This is a genomic window from Rhodoblastus acidophilus (genome assembly GCF_900187365.1).
GTDB lineage: Bacteria > Pseudomonadota > Alphaproteobacteria > Rhizobiales > Beijerinckiaceae > Rhodoblastus > Rhodoblastus acidophilus.
The window spans coordinates 109,119-126,337 of record NZ_FYDG01000002.1 but is presented as its reverse complement, the minus strand read 5'-3'; the positions used below and the strand labels follow the sequence as shown (position 1 = coordinate 126,337).

The 17,219-nt window shown below is 64.7% G+C and carries 17 protein-coding genes and 1 tRNA gene; 13 read left to right on the top strand and 5 right to left on the bottom strand.

The annotated features are described in order from the left end of the window. Nucleotides 1-38 precede the first annotated feature (38 nt). Nucleotides 39-115 (bottom strand) — tRNA-Arg (locus CFB24_RS05845). A gap of 300 nt (nt 116-415) precedes the next feature. Here CFB24_RS05845 and rpmH point away from each other — a divergent pair. The 9 genes from rpmH to CFB24_RS05800 all read left to right on the top strand — a co-directional run bounded on the left by rpmH (nt 416) and on the right by CFB24_RS05800 (nt 7,997). Further along, nucleotides 416-550 (top strand): 50S ribosomal protein L34, encoded by a 135-nt coding sequence (gene rpmH, locus CFB24_RS05840; protein ID WP_088519659.1) that lies wholly within the window; start codon nt 416-418, stop codon nt 548-550. An 87-nt stretch (nt 551-637) separates the two neighbouring features. Next, nucleotides 638-1,015, top strand: a complete 378-nt coding sequence (gene rnpA, locus CFB24_RS05835; RefSeq protein ID WP_425332118.1) for a ribonuclease P protein component — start codon at nt 638-640, stop codon at nt 1,013-1,015. A gap of 2 nt (nt 1,016-1,017) precedes the next feature. Further along, nucleotides 1,018-2,814 (top strand): membrane protein insertase YidC, encoded by a 1,797-nt coding sequence (gene yidC, locus CFB24_RS05830; protein WP_088519657.1) that lies wholly within the window; start codon nt 1,018-1,020, stop codon nt 2,812-2,814. A gap of 71 nt (nt 2,815-2,885) precedes the next feature. Continuing rightward, nucleotides 2,886-3,572 (top strand): ribosome biogenesis GTP-binding protein YihA/YsxC, encoded by a 687-nt coding sequence (gene yihA, locus CFB24_RS05825; protein ID WP_088519656.1) that lies wholly within the window; start codon nt 2,886-2,888, stop codon nt 3,570-3,572. Between the two features lie 65 nt (nt 3,573-3,637). Next, nucleotides 3,638-4,540 carry an acetylglutamate kinase gene (gene argB, locus CFB24_RS05820; RefSeq protein ID WP_088519655.1) on the top strand — a complete coding sequence of 301 codons (903 nt, stop codon included), beginning with the start codon at nt 3,638-3,640 and terminating at the stop codon, nt 4,538-4,540. Between the two features lie 52 nt (nt 4,541-4,592). Further along, nucleotides 4,593-5,303, top strand: coding sequence for a pyrimidine 5'-nucleotidase (locus CFB24_RS05815; RefSeq protein ID WP_088519654.1), 711 nt, complete (start codon nt 4,593-4,595; stop codon nt 5,301-5,303). Between the two features lie 83 nt (nt 5,304-5,386). Beyond that, on the top strand, nt 5,387-6,241 hold the full coding sequence (gene dapD / locus CFB24_RS05810; RefSeq protein WP_088519653.1) for a 2,3,4,5-tetrahydropyridine-2,6-dicarboxylate N-succinyltransferase: 855 nt from the start codon (nt 5,387-5,389) through the stop codon (nt 6,239-6,241). Between the two features lies 1 nt (nt 6,242). Next, nucleotides 6,243-7,406, top strand: a complete 1,164-nt coding sequence (dapE, locus tag CFB24_RS05805; protein WP_088519652.1) for a succinyl-diaminopimelate desuccinylase — start codon at nt 6,243-6,245, stop codon at nt 7,404-7,406. 45 nt (nt 7,407-7,451) lie between these two features. After that, nucleotides 7,452-7,997 carry a DUF1003 domain-containing protein gene (locus CFB24_RS05800; RefSeq protein WP_088519651.1) on the top strand — a complete coding sequence of 182 codons (546 nt, stop codon included), beginning with the start codon at nt 7,452-7,454 and terminating at the stop codon, nt 7,995-7,997. 118 nt (nt 7,998-8,115) lie between these two features. Here CFB24_RS05800 and CFB24_RS05795 read toward each other — a convergent pair whose 3' ends face one another. After that, the gene (locus CFB24_RS05795) at nt 8,116-9,084 is read right to left on the bottom strand and encodes a polyprenyl synthetase family protein (protein WP_088519650.1); all 969 of its coding nucleotides are present in this window, start codon (nt 9,082-9,084) and stop codon (nt 8,116-8,118) included. A gap of 127 nt (nt 9,085-9,211) precedes the next feature. Here CFB24_RS05795 and CFB24_RS05790 point away from each other — a divergent pair, with 127 nt between their 5' ends. Next, a complete protein-coding gene (locus CFB24_RS05790) occupies nt 9,212-10,000 on the top strand; it encodes a tRNA1(Val) (adenine(37)-N6)-methyltransferase (protein WP_244593088.1) in 789 nt (262 codons plus the stop codon). Between the two features lie 3 nt (nt 10,001-10,003). Here CFB24_RS05790 and CFB24_RS23000 read toward each other — a convergent pair whose 3' ends face one another. Next, the gene (locus tag CFB24_RS23000) at nt 10,004-10,399 is read right to left on the bottom strand and encodes a hypothetical protein (RefSeq protein WP_425332115.1); all 396 of its coding nucleotides are present in this window, start codon (nt 10,397-10,399) and stop codon (nt 10,004-10,006) included. A 189-nt stretch (nt 10,400-10,588) separates the two neighbouring features. Here CFB24_RS23000 and CFB24_RS05780 point away from each other — a divergent pair, with 189 nt between their 5' ends. Together CFB24_RS05780 and glyS are read left to right on the top strand one after the other, a co-directional pair. Continuing rightward, nucleotides 10,589-11,506: a glycine--tRNA ligase subunit alpha gene (locus CFB24_RS05780; RefSeq protein WP_088520089.1), complete on the top strand. Its 918-nt coding sequence runs from the start codon at nt 10,589-10,591 to the stop codon at nt 11,504-11,506. Nucleotides 11,507-11,511: 5 nt separating this feature from the next. After that, nucleotides 11,512-13,788 carry a glycine--tRNA ligase subunit beta gene (gene glyS / locus CFB24_RS05775; protein WP_088519649.1) on the top strand — a complete coding sequence of 759 codons (2,277 nt, stop codon included), beginning with the start codon at nt 11,512-11,514 and terminating at the stop codon, nt 13,786-13,788. 65 nt (nt 13,789-13,853) lie between these two features. Here the strand turns inward: glyS and CFB24_RS05770 are convergent, their stop codons facing one another. Together CFB24_RS05770 and CFB24_RS05765 are read right to left on the bottom strand one after the other, a co-directional pair. Beyond that, on the bottom strand, nt 13,854-14,315 hold the full coding sequence (locus CFB24_RS05770; RefSeq protein ID WP_088519648.1) for an endonuclease domain-containing protein: 462 nt from the start codon (nt 14,313-14,315) through the stop codon (nt 13,854-13,856). Nucleotides 14,316-14,367: 52 nt separating this feature from the next. Then, on the bottom strand, nt 14,368-15,963 hold the full coding sequence (locus CFB24_RS05765; protein WP_158255127.1) for an ArnT family glycosyltransferase: 1,596 nt from the start codon (nt 15,961-15,963) through the stop codon (nt 14,368-14,370). A gap of 138 nt (nt 15,964-16,101) precedes the next feature. Between CFB24_RS05765 and CFB24_RS05760 the strand changes: the two genes are divergently transcribed. Beyond that, the gene (locus tag CFB24_RS05760) at nt 16,102-17,187 is read left to right on the top strand and encodes a glycosyltransferase (RefSeq protein WP_244593089.1); all 1,086 of its coding nucleotides are present in this window, start codon (nt 16,102-16,104) and stop codon (nt 17,185-17,187) included. Nucleotides 17,188-17,219: the final 32 nt, after the last annotated feature.

The following is a 17,219-nucleotide window of genomic DNA, read 5'->3' as shown; positions in this document are numbered from 1 at the left end:
GAAGCCGTCTTTGCTTGAGGTCTTGTTTGTTTTTAGAATGGCGCGCCCGAAGAGATTCGAACTCCTGACCCCCAGATTCGTAGTCTGGTGCTCTATCCAGCTGAGCTACGGGCGCCTTTCGCAACGGGCTTGGCCGCCGCGACTGAGGCGGTGTTTAACGGCTCCATTTTCGTTTGGCAAGGGCGTTGTCGCAATTTTTTCACGCATCCTTTCGCGCGCCGCCCGCGTTGACTTTAGGCGTCCCTTGCCCCTATAAGGCCGCTCGCGATTTCGGCTTCGCGCCGACGTCGACGGGCGTTTGCATCCTCATCGCGGGCCAAGCCTGCGCATGACGCAAACAGGAACCGGCGAAGCGCGAAACCTTGAACACTTCGGCGTCGGCTGAGTCCGGCGCCTCGGACAATCGGAGTTCACCGTGAAGCGGACCTATCAACCCTCCAAGATCGTGCGCAAGCGTCGCCATGGTTTTCGCGCCCGTATGGCCACCGTCGGCGGCCGCAAGGTGCTCAACGCTCGCCGCGTTCGCGGCCGCAAGCGCCTCTCCGCCTGATTTTCGGCGCGGTTTCGCGCCATGTCCCGTCCCGGCGACGGCGAAATCGAATCGCGCCGCCCTTCGGCTCCGGTCGAAGGCGACGCGATTTCTTTGTTGCGGCCTGAGCGGTTGAAGAAACGCGCCGAGTTTCTCGCCGCCGCCAAGGGGCGCCGCCAGCATCAGCGCGGCTTCGTGCTGCAGGCCCGCAGCCGCGCTCAAGGCGAGGGTGGTTCGGCCCCGCGATTCGGATTCACGGTCACGAAAAAGACCGGAAATTCCGTCGTCCGCAACCGTATCCGCCGCCGCCTGCGTGAAATCGTCCGTCTTCATGCCGCGGGCGCCGGCGCCCGGACCAAGCCCGGAACCGATTATGTCCTGGTCGGCCGAATCGAGGCGCTGACCACGAGTTTCGACGAGCTGCGCGGCGAATTCCTCCGCGCCCTGCAGAAAATCCATTCCGCCGAACGCAAGTCAGACCGTTGAACATGCAGAACGATCAGAAGAACCTCCTCCTCGCCATGGCCTTGTCGGTCATGGTCATCGTCGGCTGGAATTATTTCTTCGCCGCGCCGAAAGTGCAGCAGGCCCGGCAGACGCAGAGCCAGCTCGAACAAATGGGCGGCAAGACGCCCGATCCCGCCGCGCCGCAACCCGAAGCGGCCGCCGTCGCGCCCTTGCCGCCGGCCATCGCGCGCGGCGAAGCGCTGGCGGCCAGCCCGCGCATCGTCATCGACACGCAAAAGCTCTCGGGCACGCTGGCGCTCAAGGGCGCGCGCCTCGACGACCTTTCGCTCAAGGCCTATCGCGAGACCACCGACCCGACCAGCCCGAACATCGTGCTGCTGTCGCCCTCGGGCGCGCCCGACGCTTATTTCGTCGACGTCAATTATGTCGCGCCGCGCGGCGCCTCGGTCGATCTGCCGAAGTCCGATTCCTTGTGGAAGGCCGACGGCCAGCGCCTGACCGAAACGACGCCGGTGACGCTCACCTTCGATAACGGCAAGGGCCTCGTCATCAAGCGCAAGATTTCGGTGGACGAGAATTACCTGTTCACGGTCGCCGACACGGTGGAGAATCACGCCAAGGAGGCGGTGAACTTCTTTTCCGACGCCTCCGCCACCCGGCAGGGCGAGCCGAAAACCTCCGGCTACGCCGTGCTGCACGAAGGGTTCATTGGCGTAGTCGGCGCGGACCAGGCCTCGACCGAGTTGACTTACGCCCAGATCGCCAAGGAAACCAACAAGGCCAAGGTTCTGCCGGTCGACGCCTTCGCGACCGGGGGCTGGCTCGGCTTCACCGATAAATATTGGGCGACCGCGATCATTCCCGACACGGCCCAGGGCTACAAGGGCTGGTTCCGCGAGTTTTCGGGCGTCAAGCCGCAATATCAGGCCGACGCTTTCGGCGAATCGAAGACGCTCGCGCCCGGCGAATCGCTGACGCTTTCGACCCGGATTTTCGCCGGCGCCAAGGAAAGCAAGGTTCTTGAGCACTATCAGAACGATCTTGGCGTCAGCAAGTTCGACATGCTGATCGACTGGGGCTGGTTCCATTTCATCACCCGCCCGATGTTCTGGCTGCTGGAAACCCTGTTCAATCTGGTCGGCAATTTCGGCGTCGCCATTCTGCTGATCACCCTCGTTGTGAAGGCCCTGTTCTTCCCGCTGGCGAACAAGTCTTACGCCTCCATGGCGAAGATGAAGGTCATTCAGCCGAAGATGAAGGAGATCCAGGAGCGCTTCGCCGACGATAAGCAGAAGCAGCAGGAAGAGATGATGAAGCTCTACCGCGCGGAAAAGGTGAACCCGGTCTCGGGTTGCCTGCCGGTGCTGCTGCAAATCCCGGTGTTCTTCTCGCTCTACAAGGTTCTGTTCGTCGCCATCGAAATGCGGCAGGCGCCGTTCTTCGGCTGGATCCAGGACCTTTCGGCGCCCGATCCGACCAATGTGTTCAACCTGTTCGGCCTCATCCCCTTCGATCCCACGGTCATGCCGGTGTTCGGCCACCTGCTGCATCTCGGCGTCTGGCCGCTCGTCATGGGCGTGTCCATGTGGGTGCAGATGAAGATGAACCCCGAGCCGACCGATCCCGTGCAGAAAACCATGTTCGCGTGGATGCCGGTGATCTTCACCTTCATGCTCGGCTCGTTCCCGGCGGGTCTGGTGATCTACTGGACCTGGAACAACGTGCTGTCGGTCGCGCAGCAGGGCCTGATCATGAAACAGGCCGGCGCCAGGATCGAACTGTTCGGCAACATCGCCGGCACGTTCAAGAAAAAGTAGCGGCCTCGCCCGCAGCGAAAGCGCCGGAGCCCCGCTTCGGCGCTTTCGCGCGTTAAGGAAACGGACCTCGCGTGACAGAACCGGACACTCCCGACTTTGCCGAAATCGGCCGCTGGCTGTTTGCGCAGAACTGCGAATTCGTCTGGGCGGCCGACAAGATCGACGGTCTGCCGCCGATGGGGCCGTTGGAGATCGCCTTCGCCGGGCGCTCCAACGTCGGCAAAAGCTCGTTGCTCAACGCCCTGACGACGCGCAAGACGCTGGCGCGCACCTCGCACACGCCGGGACGCACCCAGCAGCTCAATTTCTTCGATCTTGGGCCGGAGCCGGCCGCGCCGTTGCTGCGGCTGGTGGACATGCCCGGCTATGGCTATGCGGCGGTCTCCAAGGAGAAAATCGCCAACTGGACCCGCCTGATGAAGGATTTTCTGCGCGGGCGGGCCACGCTGGCGCGCGTCTTCGTGCTGATCGACGGGCGCCACGGCGTCAAGGACGTGGATCACGAAATGCTGACCGCGCTGGACCAGGCGGCGCTGTCCTATCAAGTCGTCCTGACCAAGCGCGACGAGGTGAAGAAGTCGCTGGTGGACAAAACCCTCGATGACGCCCGTCGCGCCTTGAGCAAGCATCCCGCCGCGCATCCCGACGTCATTTTTCTGTCGTCGCATTCGGGCGAATCAGTCGAAGATCTGCGCGCGGCGGTCGTGCGGCTGATGTCCGAGCGGGACCGCGAAACTTTCGCGCGCCTGCGCGCTTGAGGGGCGCGGCGGACTCAAGCTAATAAGTCCGCGCATCCATTCCAGCCGGTTCAAAAGGCGGTATCATGAGCGATCTTCCCACCTCGCAGCCCCTCGACACCGCCGAAGCGGTGAATCAGGCGCGCATCCTGATGCAGGCCCTGCCGCATATGCTGCGCTACGACGAATCGGTCGTGGTGGTGAAATATGGCGGCCACGCGATGGGCGACCAGGACACCGCGCGCAATTTCGCCCGCGACATGGTTCTGCTGGAGCAATCGGGCGTCAATCCGGTGGTGGTGCATGGCGGCGGCCCGCAGATCGGCGCCATGCTGGCGAAACTCGGGATCAAGTCGGAATTCGCCGACGGCCTGCGCATCACCGACCAGGCCACCGTCGAGGTGGTGGAGATGGTGCTGGCCGGCGCCATCAACAAGCAGATCGTCGGCATCATCAACAACGAGGGCGGCCACGCCATCGGCCTGTGCGGCAAGGACGGCAATCTCGTCACCGCCAAGAAAATCCAGCGGGCCGAGCAGGACGGCAAGCCCGCCGTGGATTACGGCTTTGTCGGCGAACCGGAAAAGGTCGATTCGACCGTGCTCGAACAGGTGTTGGGCCGCGAGTTGATTCCGGTGCTGGCGCCGATCGCGCTGGGGGCCGAGGGCGAGACGTATAATGTCAACGCCGACACGTTCGCGGGCGCCATCGCCGGCGCCATCGAGGCCAAGCGCTTGTTGCTGCTCACCGACGTGCCCGGCGTGCTCGACAAGGACAAGAAGCTGATCAAGACGCTGAAGATCGGCGAAATCCCGGCGCTGATCGCCGACGGCACCATCACCGGCGGCATGATTCCCAAGGTCGAGACCTGCATTTACGCCATCGAGCAGGGCGTCGAGGGCGTGGTGATTCTGGACGGCAAGATTCCGCACGCCGTGCTGATCGAGCTGTTCACCGACCACGGCGCCGGCACGCTGATCACCCGTTAATGCGACGGCGAAGCCTCGTATTCCTGTCATGCGGCGCCCATATGGGAATCGCATGACGATTTCTGTTCCGATCAAACGCGCGTTGAGCCATTTCGCCCAGGTCGAAACCTGGGTGTTCGATCTCGACAATACCCTCTATCCGCCGCACAGCGACCTGTGGCCCAAGATCGACGCCCGCATCACCGCCTATATGGCGGCGATGCTCGGCCTCGACGGCCTGTCCGCGCGGGCGTTGCAAAAGCACTATTACCGGGCGTTCGGGACGACGCTTTCGGGCCTGATCCACGAATATCAGGTCGATCCCGCCGATTTCCTGCGCTTCGTCCACGACATCGACCGCAGTTCGCTCGACCCCAATCCGGCTTTGGCGGCGGCGATCGCGGCGTTGCCGGGGCGCAAGCTGATTCTCACCAACGGCTCGCACGCCCATGCGCTGGCGACGGCGAAACAATTGGGGATCGACCATCTGTTCGACGATTGTTTCGCCATCGAGCACGGCGATTACCTGCCGAAACCGCATTTGCAGACGTATCAGCGGTTTTTCGACCGCCATGCCGTCGATCCCGCCCGCGCCGCCATGTTCGAGGACATCGTTCACAATCTGGAGGTTCCCCACGCCAGCGGCATGTTGACCGTGCTGGTCAAGCCGAAGGAGGGGGCTGAGGATTTTCGCGAAGACTGGGAGAAGCACGAGGTCGCGCCGCCGCATGTGGATTTTGTGACCGACGATCTGGCGGGGTTTTTGGCGGGGCTTGTGCGCTGAACATCCCTGTTGTCCGCCCGCAACCTTGACATCCCCGCCCCAAACCCCGAAACCAAAAGCCATAAACCTGACGGGGGAACCCCATGCCGCACGCGCTTGCGACCATCATCGACGCCGCATTCGAAGATCGCCTGAACATCAACGCCCAAACCGGCGGCGACATTCGCCACGCCGTTGATTCGGCGCTTCATCTGCTCGATTCCGGCAAGCTTCGCGTGGCCGAAAAGACTCCCGGCGTCGCCGGCGCCGAGGCCTGGAAAGTCAACCAGTGGCTGAAGAAGGCCGTGCTGCTGTCGTTCCGCCTCAACGACATGACGGTGATTCCCGGCGGCCCCGACGGCGCCACCTGGTACGACAAGGTGCCCTCGAAATTCGAGGGCTGGGGCGTCAAGGATCACCTGCAGGCCGGCTTCCGCTCCGTGCCCGGCTGCATCGTGCGCCGTTCCGCCTATATCGCGCCCGGCGTCATCCTGATGCCGAGCTTCGTCAATCTCGGCGCCTATGTCGACACCGGGACCATGGTGGACACCTGGGCGACGGTCGGCTCCTGCGCCCAGATCGGCAAGAACGTGCATCTGTCGGGCGGCGTCGGCATCGGCGGCGTGCTGGAGCCGCTGCAGGCCGGTCCCACCATCATCGAGGACAATTGCTTCATTGGCGCGCGTTCCGAAGTCGTTGAAGGCGTGGTGGTCGGCGAGGGTTCGGTGCTGGCGATGGGCGTTTTTATCGGCGCCTCGACCAAGATCGTGAATCGCAAGACCGGCGAGGTCCATATCGGTTATGTGCCGCCCTATTCCGTGGTGGTGCCGGGCAATATGCCCGGAAAAATCATGCCCTATGGCGAGCCCGGCCCCTCCACCTATTGCGCGGTGATCGTGAAGACGGTGGACGCGCAGACGCGCGCGAAGACCGCCATCAACGAGCTGCTGCGCGACTGACATGGATGAATTGAGCCCCGGCGTCGCGCTGGCGCGCGATCTGATCCGCAAGGCTTCGGTGACCCCCGCCGACGCCGGAGCGCTCGATGTATTGCAGCAAAGACTGGAGGCGGCCGGGTTTTCCTGCCGCCGCCTGCCGTTTTCGGAACCCGGCAGCCCCGATATCGACAATCTCTACGCCCGCATCGGGTCCGGCGCGCCTTATCTCTTGTTCGCCGGCCATACCGACGTCGTGCCGCCTGGCGACCCCGCCAAATGGCGGGCCGATCCCTTCGCCGGCGACATTGTGGACGGCGAGCTTTTCGGGCGCGGCGCCGCCGACATGAAGGGCGGCATCGCCGCCTTCGCCGCCGCCGCCCTGGCTTATCTGTCGGAAAACCCGCTGCGCGGCTCGATCGGCTTCCTCATCACCGGCGACGAGGAGGGGCCTGCGGTCAATGGCACCGTCAAAATGCTGGCCTGGATGGCGGAGCAGGGCGAAAAATTCGACCATTGCATCGTCGGCGAGCCGACCAATCCCAATGAACTCGGCGACATGATCAAGGTGGGCCGGCGCGGCTCGCTCAACGGGCGTCTGAGGGTGATCGGCCAGCAGGGCCATGTCGCTTATCCGCAGCGCGCGGACAATCCGGTTGGCCATGTGCTGGCGCTGTGCGCGGCGCTGAAAGAGACGCCGCTCGACGCCGGCACGGCCTGGTTCGACGCCTCCAACCTCGAAATCACCTCGATCGATATCGGCAATGCCGCGACCAACGTGATTCCCGGCGAGGCGCTGGTGCGCTTCAACGTGCGCTTCAACGACCGGTGGACGCCGGACACGCTGAAGGCCGAAATCCTGCGCCGTCTGGAAAGCGCGCGTCCCCCGGAGAAATTCGCGCTGGAATTCGACCCGTGCAACGCCGTGTCGTTCATCACCGAACCGGACGATTTCACCGCGCGGGTGGCTTCGGCCATAGCCGCCGAAACGGGGCGGCGTCCCGAATATTCCACCTCCGGCGGCACGTCGGACGCCCGCTTCATCGCGCAGCACGGCAAGGTGCTGGAGTTCGGGCTGGTCGGCAAAACCATGCACCAGATCGACGAGCGCGTTCCCGTCGCGGACATTGATGCGCTGACGCGGATTTACGGGCGCATCTTGCAAAGCTATTTCGACGCGGCGTCGTGACGTTCGTCGCCGCCGGAGCCGAATGATTCGGTGTCAGGAGATAGCATGAGCGAGCGCGCGCCCGAAAAACATCATTGGCGGTTTCACGCCGCGCACGCCCATTTGAACGCCGTTTTTGGCGACGACTGGTTCGCGCACAAGGCCGAGACCTTCGCCCGATTCTTCGGCACGCCGACCTTCCTGATCGCGCAGACGTTCATCGTGCTGGTGTGGATAGCGGTCAATCTGGCGGGCTGGACCAGCTTCGACGTCTATCCGTTCATCCTGCTCAATCTCGCCTTTTCGCTACAGGCGGCCTATGCGGCGCCGTTGATCCTGCTGGCGCAGACCCGGCAGGCCGAGCGCGACAAGGCCAATAGCGAGGCGGATGCGCTGCATCGCGAGGATTTGGCCCGGGCCAGCGCGGAGCGCCAGGCGCAGATGAAGCTGCAAAGCGACTTGCTGCTGAAGATGCTGGGGCAGAACAACGATTTGACCGAGCAGGTCAGCCAGTTGATGCAGCAGAACATCGACCTGACCAAAACGGTGGGCGCGTTGAGCGCGCGCATCGAGCAGATGACCGCCGAGATGCGCAGCCGCATCTGCCAATAAGGCGCTCGCGCCTAAGGCTTCCGGCTCGTCGCAGCCCCCGCAGATCGCGTCGAGGCCGGCCACACGTTTTGCGACGACTTAAAGCGCGATGCTCGTGAGAGACGCGCCGGCCAAAGCCTCAATGCGCGCGGCTAATACAAAAATCCACCACGTCGAGCAGGGCGCGCTTCCACGGCGAATCCGGGAAAATGCCCATGGCGTCGCGGGCCATGGCGCCATAATGGCGGGCGCGCTCGATCGTGTCTTCCAGCGCGCGATGCTTGGTCATCAGCCCCTGCGCCTTCTCCAGATCGCCTTCCGCGATTTCACCCTGTTCCAGCGCCTTTTTCCAGAAGGCGCGCTCGGCCTCGTTGCCGCGCCGGAACGACAGCACCACCGGCAGGGTGATCTTGCCCTCGCGGAAATCGTCGCCGACGTTCTTGCCGAGCTTGGCGGCCGAGCCGCCGTAATCCAGCGCGTCGTCGATCAGCTGGAAGGCGACGCCGAGATTCATGCCATAGGCGCGGCAGGCGGCGATTTCCGCCTTCGGGCGCAGCGCCACGGTCGGGCCGACTTCGGCGGCGGCGGCGAACAATTCCGCGGTCTTGCCCCGGATCACCGCGAGATAGGCGTCTTCCGTGGTTTCCGTATCCTTGGCGGCGGCGAGCTGCATCACCTCGCCCTCGGCGATCACGGTGGCGGCGACCGACAGCACGTCGAGACAGGAGAGCGAGCCGACCTCGACCATCATGCGGAACGCCTGGCCGAGCAGGAAATCGCCGACGAGGACGCTGGCCTCGTTGCCCCACAGCTTGCGCGCGGCCTGCTTGCCCCGGCGCATGTCGCTCTCGTCGACGACATCGTCGTGGAGCAGGGTGGCGGTGTGCATGAATTCGACGGCGGCGGCCAGCTTGACATGGCCCTCGCCCTGGTAGCCGCACATGCCGGCGGTGGCCAGCACCAGCATCGGGCGCAGGCGCTTGCCGCCGGAGGAAATCAGGTGGTTGGCGACTTCCGGAATCATGGCGACGTCGGAGCCGGTGCGCGACAGGATGGTTTGATTCACCCGGTTCATATCCGCCGCGACCAGGGCGACCAGCGCTTCCATGCCGGGATCAGCGGATTTTTCATCGAAGGAAACGACTACACCCAAGATAGAACCCCCTGCGGCGCAAGCGCCAAGCTTTCAAAGGCGACCATAGGTCCTTAACCGGGCGGGAGCAAGGAGGCAAGGATTGGACTTACCGACAGGGCCGCCGTTATTGTCCTGGATCATGCCGGAAGAAAAGTCTCCTGACCTGCTGCTCGATGGGCGTCTCAAGCTGTTTCAGCGCGGCGGGCACCGCGCCGGAACCGACGCGGTCCTGCTGGCGGCGGCCGCGCCTCCGCTCGGGTCCGGCTTGGCCGTGGACGTCGGGGCCGGAGCCGGAACGGTGGGGCTGCTGCTGGCGCTGGCCCATCCCGGCGCGCGGATCGCGCTGCTGGAGAAAAATCCCGTGGCGGCCGAGGATTCCCGGCGCAATATCGCGGCCAACGCGCTGGGCGAGCGGGTCCGGCTGGCGGAGGCCGATCTGTTCGACGCCGTTGCGCGCAAGGCTAAAGGACTGGTGGAGGCGGCCGACGTCGTCGTCACCAACCCCCCCTTTCTTGAAGCGCGGGCGGCGCGCGTCTCGCCGGACGCCCATCGCGCCATGGCCCATGTGCTGGGGGCGGGCGGTCTGGCGGGCTGGCTGAAGGCGTCGCTGGCGCTGCTGCGTCCCGGCGGCTCCTTCGCCATGATTCACCGCGCCGACGCGCTCGACGACATTCTGGCCGGTTTTGAGGGGCGGCTGGGCGGGCTGGAGGTTTTTCCGATTTTTCCGAGGGAGGGTCGGCCGGCGATTCGGGTCATCCTGCGCGGAAAAAAAGGGTCGAAAGCGCCGCTGGCGCTGCTGCCCGGCCTTGTCCTGCATGGCGCGGACGGCAAGTTTACGCCCGTGGCGGAGGAGGTCCACCGCCACGGGCGCCGGTTGTTCGCGGATTAGCGCTCAGTAGCAGTAGCGCACGGTCCGCCAGCGCAGGCCATAGGCGGTTTGCACCGTGACGCGGCGCAACTGGCAACTGCTGTCGTAATAGCCGTCGTCATACCAGCCGCCATAATAGGGGGCGCCGAAGCCGACGCCGACATAGGGGCCGCCCCAGCCCCATCCGCCGCCGCCCCAACCATGGTGGCCGCCATGCCACCCGCCGCCGTGCCACCCGCCGCCGTGCCATCCGCCTCCGCCGAATCCTCCGCCGTGGAAGCCTCCGCCATGGAAGCCTCCGCCGCCGAAGCCGCCATGGCCGAATCCGCCGTGGCCGCCAAACGCGAATGCGGGTTGCGCCGCCAGGGTGAGCGCGCCCGCCACCGCCGCCGTCTTGAGAATGTCGCCCATCGTGGTCATGACTGACCTCCTTTGTTGACGATTTGTTAACACTCCCCGGCTGAACAACGCTTGAACGCGGACGTTGTTCGGCCCGACCGGTCGGAAAATTCGGCTTTCCCTTTCCGGTCCGCGCCTTTAGTTTGCGCGCGCCGTCGCACAACCTTCAGAGAAGAAATGACACAGACGCCTTCCGCCCCATCTTCGGCGCTGGACCCGAAGAAGAGTTTTCAGGGCCTCATCCTCACGCTGCAAAAGTTCTGGGCGAGCCAGGGCGCCGTGGTGCTGCAGCCCTATGACATGGAAGTCGGCGCCGGCACGTTCCATCCGGCCACCACGCTGCGATCGCTCGGGAAAAAACCGTGGAAGGCCTGCTATGTGCAGCCCTCGCGCCGCCCCAAGGACGGCCGCTACGGCGAGAACCCCAACCGCTTGCAGCACTATTACCAGTTTCAGGTGATCCTGAAGCCGAGCCCGGACAATCTGCAGGATCTCTATCTGCAATCGCTCGCCGCCATCGGCGTGGATTCGTCTCTGCACGACATCCGCTTCGTCGAGGACGACTGGGAAAGCCCGACGCTCGGCGCGTGGGGCCTGGGCTGGGAATGCTGGTGCGACGGCATGGAAGTGTCGCAGTTCACTTACTTCCAGCAGGTCGCGGGCGTGGAATGTTCTCCCGTCTCGGGCGAACTCACGTTTGGCCTCGAACGCCTCGCCATGTACGTGCAGGGCGTCGAGAATGTTTACGACCTCAATTTCAACGGGCTGGAGGGCGCCGACCGCATCTCCTACGGAGACGTGTTCCTGCAGGCCGAGCAGGAATATTCCCGCCACAATTTCGAGGCCGCCGACACGAAAAAACTGTTCGGCGATTTCGAGCGCGCGGAAGCCGAATGCAAGGCGCTGCTGGCGTTCGGCGACCGGGGCGAGGGCAAGCACCAGATGGTGCTGCCGGCCTATGACCAATGCGTGAAGGCCAGCCACGCCTTCAACCTGCTCGACGCGCGTGGGGTGATTTCGGTCACCGAGCGCCAGTCCTACATCCTTCGCGTGCGCGAACTGGCCAAGGCCTGCGGCGCCGCCTGGATGAAGACGGACGGCGCGGGTTTCGCCGCCTCCAAGGAATAAGAAAAATGTCCGATCTCCTGCTCGAACTCTTCTCCGAGGAAATCCCGGCGCGCATGCAGGCGCAGGCGGCGGCCGACCTGAAAAAGCTCGTCACCGACGCTCTGGTCGAGCGCGGCCTGTTGTATGAGGCGGCCACCGCTCTTGCGACCCCGCGCCGCCTGACGCTGCATGTCGTCGGCCTGCCGACCAGCCAGCCCGACCAGCGCGAGGAGAAAAAAGGCCCGCGCGTCGGCGCGCCCGAGGCGGCGCTCGCCGGCTTTTTGAAAAGCTCGGGGCTGGCCTCGCTGGATGACGCCCGCATCGACACCGACAAGAAGGGCGGCCAGTTCTATGTCGCGGTGATCGAGAAGAAGGGCGCGCCCACGCTGGACGTGCTGGCGGACATCCTGCCGGCGATCATCAAGAATTTCCCGTGGCCGAAGGCGATGCGCTGGGGCGCCGGTTCGTCCGAGCCGAACCCGCTGCGCTGGGTGCGTCCGCTGCACGCCATCGTCGCCACGTTCGGGCCGGAAACCGAGGAGCCGGACATCGTTCCGTTCGAGGTCGGCGGCGTCAAGGCCGGCAATGTCACTTACGGCCATCGCTTCATGGCGCCCGGCGCGATCAAGGTGCGGCGGTTCGACGATTACGTCACAAAACTCTACGACGCCAAGGTCGTGCTCGACCCGGCGCGCCGTCGCGACATTATCCTGCACGATTGCAAGGATTTAGCCTTCGCCCAGGGGCTGGAGCTGGTCGAGGACGAGGGATTGCTGCACGAAGTCGCCGGCTTGGTCGAATGGCCGGTCGTGCTGATGGGCGCGTTCGACGCCAGCTTTTTGGACATTCCCGCCGAGGTGATCCGCGCCACCATCCGCGCCAATCAAAAATGCTTCGTGCTGCGCGATCCCGCCACCGGCGGGCTGGCCAACAAGTTCTTGCTGGTGTCGAACGTGGTCGCCACGGACGGCGGCAAGGCCATCGCCGCCGGCAATGGCCGCGTGGTGCGGGCGCGGTTGTCCGACGCGCTGTATTTCTGGAAGACCGATCAGGCGCCGCTGCCGGATTTCGCCGATCAGGGCAAGCCGCTCGACCAGCGGCTGGCGAAATTGCGCGCGCTGAACATCGTGTTCCACGCCAAGCTGGGCACGCAGGGCGCGCGCATCGTTCGTATTATTGAGGCTGCGCGCGAATTGGCGCCGAAGGTCGGCGCTGACCCCGCGAAGGCGGCGCGCGCGGCGGAACTGGCCAAGGCCGATCTGGTGACGGAAGTGGTTGGCGAGTTCCCGGAAACGCAAGGTCTGATGGGCCGCCGCTACGCCGAATTGCAGGGCGAGGATGCGGAGGTCGCTGCGGCAATTGAGGAGCATTATAAGCCGCAGGGGCCGACGGATCGCATCCCCAATGCGCCAGTGAGCGTGGCGGTGGCGCTGGCCGATAAGCTGGATACGCTGGTCGGCTTTTGGGGCATTGATGAGAAGCCGACGGGCTCCAAGGACCCCTTTGCCCTCAGGCGCGCAGCTCTCGGGGTAATTCGGATCATTTTGGAAAACGGGCTGAGGCTGCGTCTCATAAACGACGCCTTTCTTCTCCCCTTCATCTTTGCGAATTCTGATATTGCAAAGGCAAAAGTTCAGCCAGCCTTCGATCATTTAGCAGCAGCTCAAGGCGCTCTTGGCCGCGCGGATGAGAATCTAGATCAAGCTTGGCAACAGTATAGCAAGCGCATCCAGCACCCTATCTCGCGTGAGGAACTTTTAGCAAAGACAGACCAGTTATCGGACCTGCTGGCTTTCCTTGCTGATCGTCTTAAGGTCTACCTCCGCGACCGGGGCGCCCGCCACGATCTGCTCGACGCCGTTTTCGCCCTTGGCGAGGACGATCTCGTCCTGATCGTGCGCCGCATCGAGGCGCTCGACGCGTTTCTCAAAACCGAGGACGGCGCCAGCCTGCTGGCGGGCTACAAGCGCGCCGCCAACATTCTTAAAGCCGAGGAGAAAAAGGACGGCGCCGGCGCCTTCGAGGCCGCGCCCAACGCCAGCCTGCTCACCGACGCGGAAGAAAAGGCTCTCTTCGCGGCGATGGAGACGGCCACGGCCGAAGCCGATTCCGCGCTCAAGGCGGAAAATTTCGAGGCGGCCATGCAGGCCCTGTCAACGCTGCGCGCGCCAACTGACGCGTTCTTCGACAAGGTGACGGTCAACGCCGAAAACCCGGAGATTCGCAAGAACCGCCTGAGCCTGCTGGCCCAGTTGCGCCGCGCGATCCATCTGGTGGCGGATTTCTCGAAAATCGGCGGGTAGTGTCGAACCTGTCCCCTCTCCCCGCGTGCGGGGAGAGGGTTAGGGTGAGGGGCAAAACCCCAAGCTCAATCTTGACTGTCGGGGCGACCGCAGGCTGACCCGGGCGAGCCAGCGCCGGCGTCCCCCTCACCCCCGCCCTCTCCCCGCGTGCGGGGAGAGGGAGTTGGCGCCGTCGGGGGAAGCAGGGCGTGCAGGATTGTCTCGCATACGCCCGCAATATTTTCGAAGACGTAGGCGTTGGTCACGCGCAGGACGCGAAACCCTTGTTCGACGAGCCACATATCCCGGCGGTGATCATGGGCGCGCTCGCGCGGGGTCGAATGCGTCGCTCCATCGACCTCGACGATCAGCTTTGCCTCGCGGCAGACGAAATCGACGTAATAGACGCCAATGTTCTCCTGCCGGACAAATTTGAAGCCATTCAGTCTTCGCGCGCGCAGGCGCGACCAAAGTTTCGCTTCGGCCGAAGTCGCATCGCGCCGCAGCAGACGGGATCGGTCCGTTCGGGTGGGCGTCGCGCCGCGCATTTTGCCCTCTCATCGGTTCCGCGGCGCAGGCTGAGGCGCAAAACGACTCGGGTCAATGTGGATCGTTGGGACGCGCCGCCCGCGCGTGAACCGGCTTCAGCCCCAGCGTGAATTCTGGCGCGGGGTCGTGGAAGTTGCGGCCCCGGTAAAGTTTGAGTTCGAACGCCGGCGCGCCATTGGCCGTGATCGCGATGGGCGCCAGCGGCTCGATCGAATCGAAATGATCCTCGTAAAGCTGATGCGCCTGTTCGAGCGTGAGATAACGCCCGACGAGGATCGCGTCGCGGCCCAAAAATCGTTGCGGATCGCGGGTGGCGCCGAAGCCGCGCGGATCGTCGGACAGCGCCAGCACCGGGAGACGTCCGCCCAGCGCCGCGTCGATCTTGCCCGCTTCAAACCAGCGGGAGGCGCCGACGAACGCGCCTTCGCGCGCCAGAACCCGCGCGAAAAAAGCGTCGGAAACGTCCGTCCAGTCGAGCGTTTCCAGCAACGGATAGCGCGCGCCGCTCAGGGCCGGCAGGCGCAGGTTGGCCAGCCCGGCCAGCAGCGCGATCAACACCGTGACCACGACGCCGGCGCCGGTCACGGCGGGGCCAATCCATCGGACGCCCTGGGCGAACGCTTCCGCGATTTCCCGGCCGAGCAGCGGCAGCAGCAGCAGGTAGCCCGGCGCGGCCCAATGCGGCAGCACGCGGCTGGCCGACCACAGCGCGGGCAGGGTAAAGGCGACCACCGGCCCCAATGCGAGACAGGCCAGCAGAAAATCCCTCTCCTGCGCCGGGCCGCGCCGCAGCGCGCGCGCCAGCAGAAAAACGCAAGGCAGAAAAATCCACGGCAGCAGGAACAGGGCCTGCATGCCCAGCAGGAGGAACGGCGCCTTCAGATTGAGGCGGGGATCGCCGGTGCGGCCTCCCTGGAACAGGAACGAGGCCCAATCGTGCTGCGCGTTCCAGATCAAGACCGGCGCGAACAGCGCCAGGGCGAGCAGGCCGGCGAGCCAGGGCCATGGCGTCTTGAGCCAGGCGCGATGGCGCGGGCTGCACAGCATGAACAAAAACGCGCCCGCCGGCAGAAATACGCCGTGATATTTGGACAGCAGCGCGAGGCCGGAACACAGGCCGGCCAGCAGCCACCACAGCGGCGCCCGGGATGCGTCCTCATCGAAAAACACATGCGCCAGCGCCCAAGCGCCGCCGAGCAGGGCCGGCAGCAGCGGCGCGTCAGGCAGCACCCAACTCGCGTCGATCACACCGAGGACTGGTGCGCAGCACAGCGCGAAACTCGCCCAGAACCCGGCCTCGGCGCCGTAGAGCCGCCGCCCCAGCAGGAACATCAGAACAGTGGTCAGTCCCGACAGCAGGATGAAAGGCAGGCGCAGCGCCAGATCGCTCTCGCCGAACAGGCGGTGGCCCAAAGTCGCCAGCCACCAGCTCAGGGGCGGGTGGTCGAACGCGCTGAGCACGAAATCCCGGCTGGTGGCGACGGTGTAGGCCTCGTCCATGCCGAGGCCGAGTGACGTTGCGAAAATAATTCTTAAACCGAGGGCGACTAGGATCAACCCCGCCAGCCGCCGTTCCGGTGTGAAGCGCGCGCCACTGCGCGCGGAGGCCGACGCGAGGCCATCGGGAGCAAGGGAAAGGCGGTCCATACAAGCGTTCCATCTCGAAAGCGCGCGTTGCGAACCGGCGGCTCCGCGCGGGCGGCGCATCGGCTCGCTGGACTGCGCGGCGCAATGCAGCTAGCAGAGTTCCCTGCTGAAAAGATAGCCCAATCGAAAGCTTGTTCCGTGGCCGCCGAACTGACCCTTGTCATTCCCACCTTCAACGAAAGCGCCAACCTGCGCGAACTGATCCGTCGCGTCGATGTCGCGCTCTCGGGCGTCGCCTGGGAAATGATCGTGGTGGACGACGATTCGCCGGACGGCACCTGGACGCTCGCCAAGCAGGTTTCGCGCGAGGACTCGCGGGTGCGTTGCCTGCGGCGCGTCAACCGGCGCGGCCTCGCCGGCGCTTGCATCGAGGGCATGCTCGCCTCCGCCGCGCCGATTGTGGCGGTGATGGACGCCGATCTGCAGCATGACGAGAGCATCCTGCCGAAAATGCTGGAGAAAATTCGCGGCGGGGCCGAACTCGTCGTCGGCAGCCGCCATGTCGAGGGCGGCTCGGCCGACAACGGCTTTTCGGCGCGGCGCGCCGCCATCAGCCGGATCGCCACCGCTCTGGCCAAGCGGGCGCTGCGCGCCGAATTCAGCGATCTGATGAGCGGATTCTTCATGATCCGCCGCGAGATCGTGGAGGAATGCGCGCCGCGCCTGTCCTCCGCCGGATTCAAGATTCTCGCCGATCTCGTGGCCTCCGCGCCGCGCCGGCTCAAGGTCGAGGAGGTCGGCTACATGTTTCGCGAGCGTCTGGCGGGCGAATCGAAGTTCGACATCAAGGTGGGGCTGGATTTCATCGGCCTGATGCTGAACAAAGTGTCGGGCGGGCGCATTCCCGTGCGTTTCATCTTCTTCGCCCTGGTGGGCGCGACCGGCGTCGGCGTGCATATGGCGACGCTTTACGCCGCCCTGGCGCTGGGCCTGGATTTCGACTTCGCCCAGAGCGCGGCGGTGGTGGTGGCCATGACCACCAATTTCTTCATCAACAACGCGATCACCTATCGCGACGCCAAGATCCGGGGCTTCGGCCCGATGCTGTTGGGTCTGATGTATTTTTACGGCGTCTGCGCCATTGGCGCGGTCGCCAATGTCGGCATCGCCGATCTTCTGTTCAACCGCTACGGCTTCATCACCTTCGCCGCGCTGGCCGGCGTGGTGATGGGGTCGGTGTGGAATTTCGCGCTCAGTTCGCTGTTCGTCTGGCGCAAGGACTGAGGCGGGGCGAGTTGATTGGATGATCGCGCGTC

Excerpts from the sequence above, each read along its gene's own strand:
- yidC (WP_088519657.1), top strand. The coding sequence starts at position 1,018 with ATGCAGAACGATCAGAAGAACCTCCTCCTCGCCATGGCCTTGTCGGTC.
- argB (WP_088519655.1), top strand. The coding sequence starts at position 3,638 with ATGAGCGATCTTCCCACCTCGCAGCCCCTCGACACCGCCGAAGCGGTG.
- CFB24_RS05815 (WP_088519654.1), top strand. The coding sequence starts at position 4,593 with ATGACGATTTCTGTTCCGATCAAACGCGCGTTGAGCCATTTCGCCCAG.
- dapD (WP_088519653.1), top strand. The coding sequence starts at position 5,387 with ATGCCGCACGCGCTTGCGACCATCATCGACGCCGCATTCGAAGATCGC.
- dapE (WP_088519652.1), top strand. The coding sequence starts at position 6,243 with ATGGATGAATTGAGCCCCGGCGTCGCGCTGGCGCGCGATCTGATCCGC.
- CFB24_RS05800 (WP_088519651.1), top strand. The coding sequence starts at position 7,452 with ATGAGCGAGCGCGCGCCCGAAAAACATCATTGGCGGTTTCACGCCGCG.
- CFB24_RS05795 (WP_088519650.1), bottom strand. The coding sequence starts at position 9,084 with ATGGAAGCGCTGGTCGCCCTGGTCGCGGCGGATATGAACCGGGTGAAT.
- CFB24_RS23000 (WP_425332115.1), bottom strand. The coding sequence starts at position 10,399 with ATGACCACGATGGGCGACATTCTCAAGACGGCGGCGGTGGCGGGCGCG.
- glyS (WP_088519649.1), top strand. The coding sequence starts at position 11,512 with ATGTCCGATCTCCTGCTCGAACTCTTCTCCGAGGAAATCCCGGCGCGC.
- CFB24_RS05770 (WP_088519648.1), bottom strand. The coding sequence starts at position 14,315 with ATGCGCGGCGCGACGCCCACCCGAACGGACCGATCCCGTCTGCTGCGG.
- CFB24_RS05765 (WP_158255127.1), bottom strand. The coding sequence starts at position 15,963 with ATGGACCGCCTTTCCCTTGCTCCCGATGGCCTCGCGTCGGCCTCCGCG.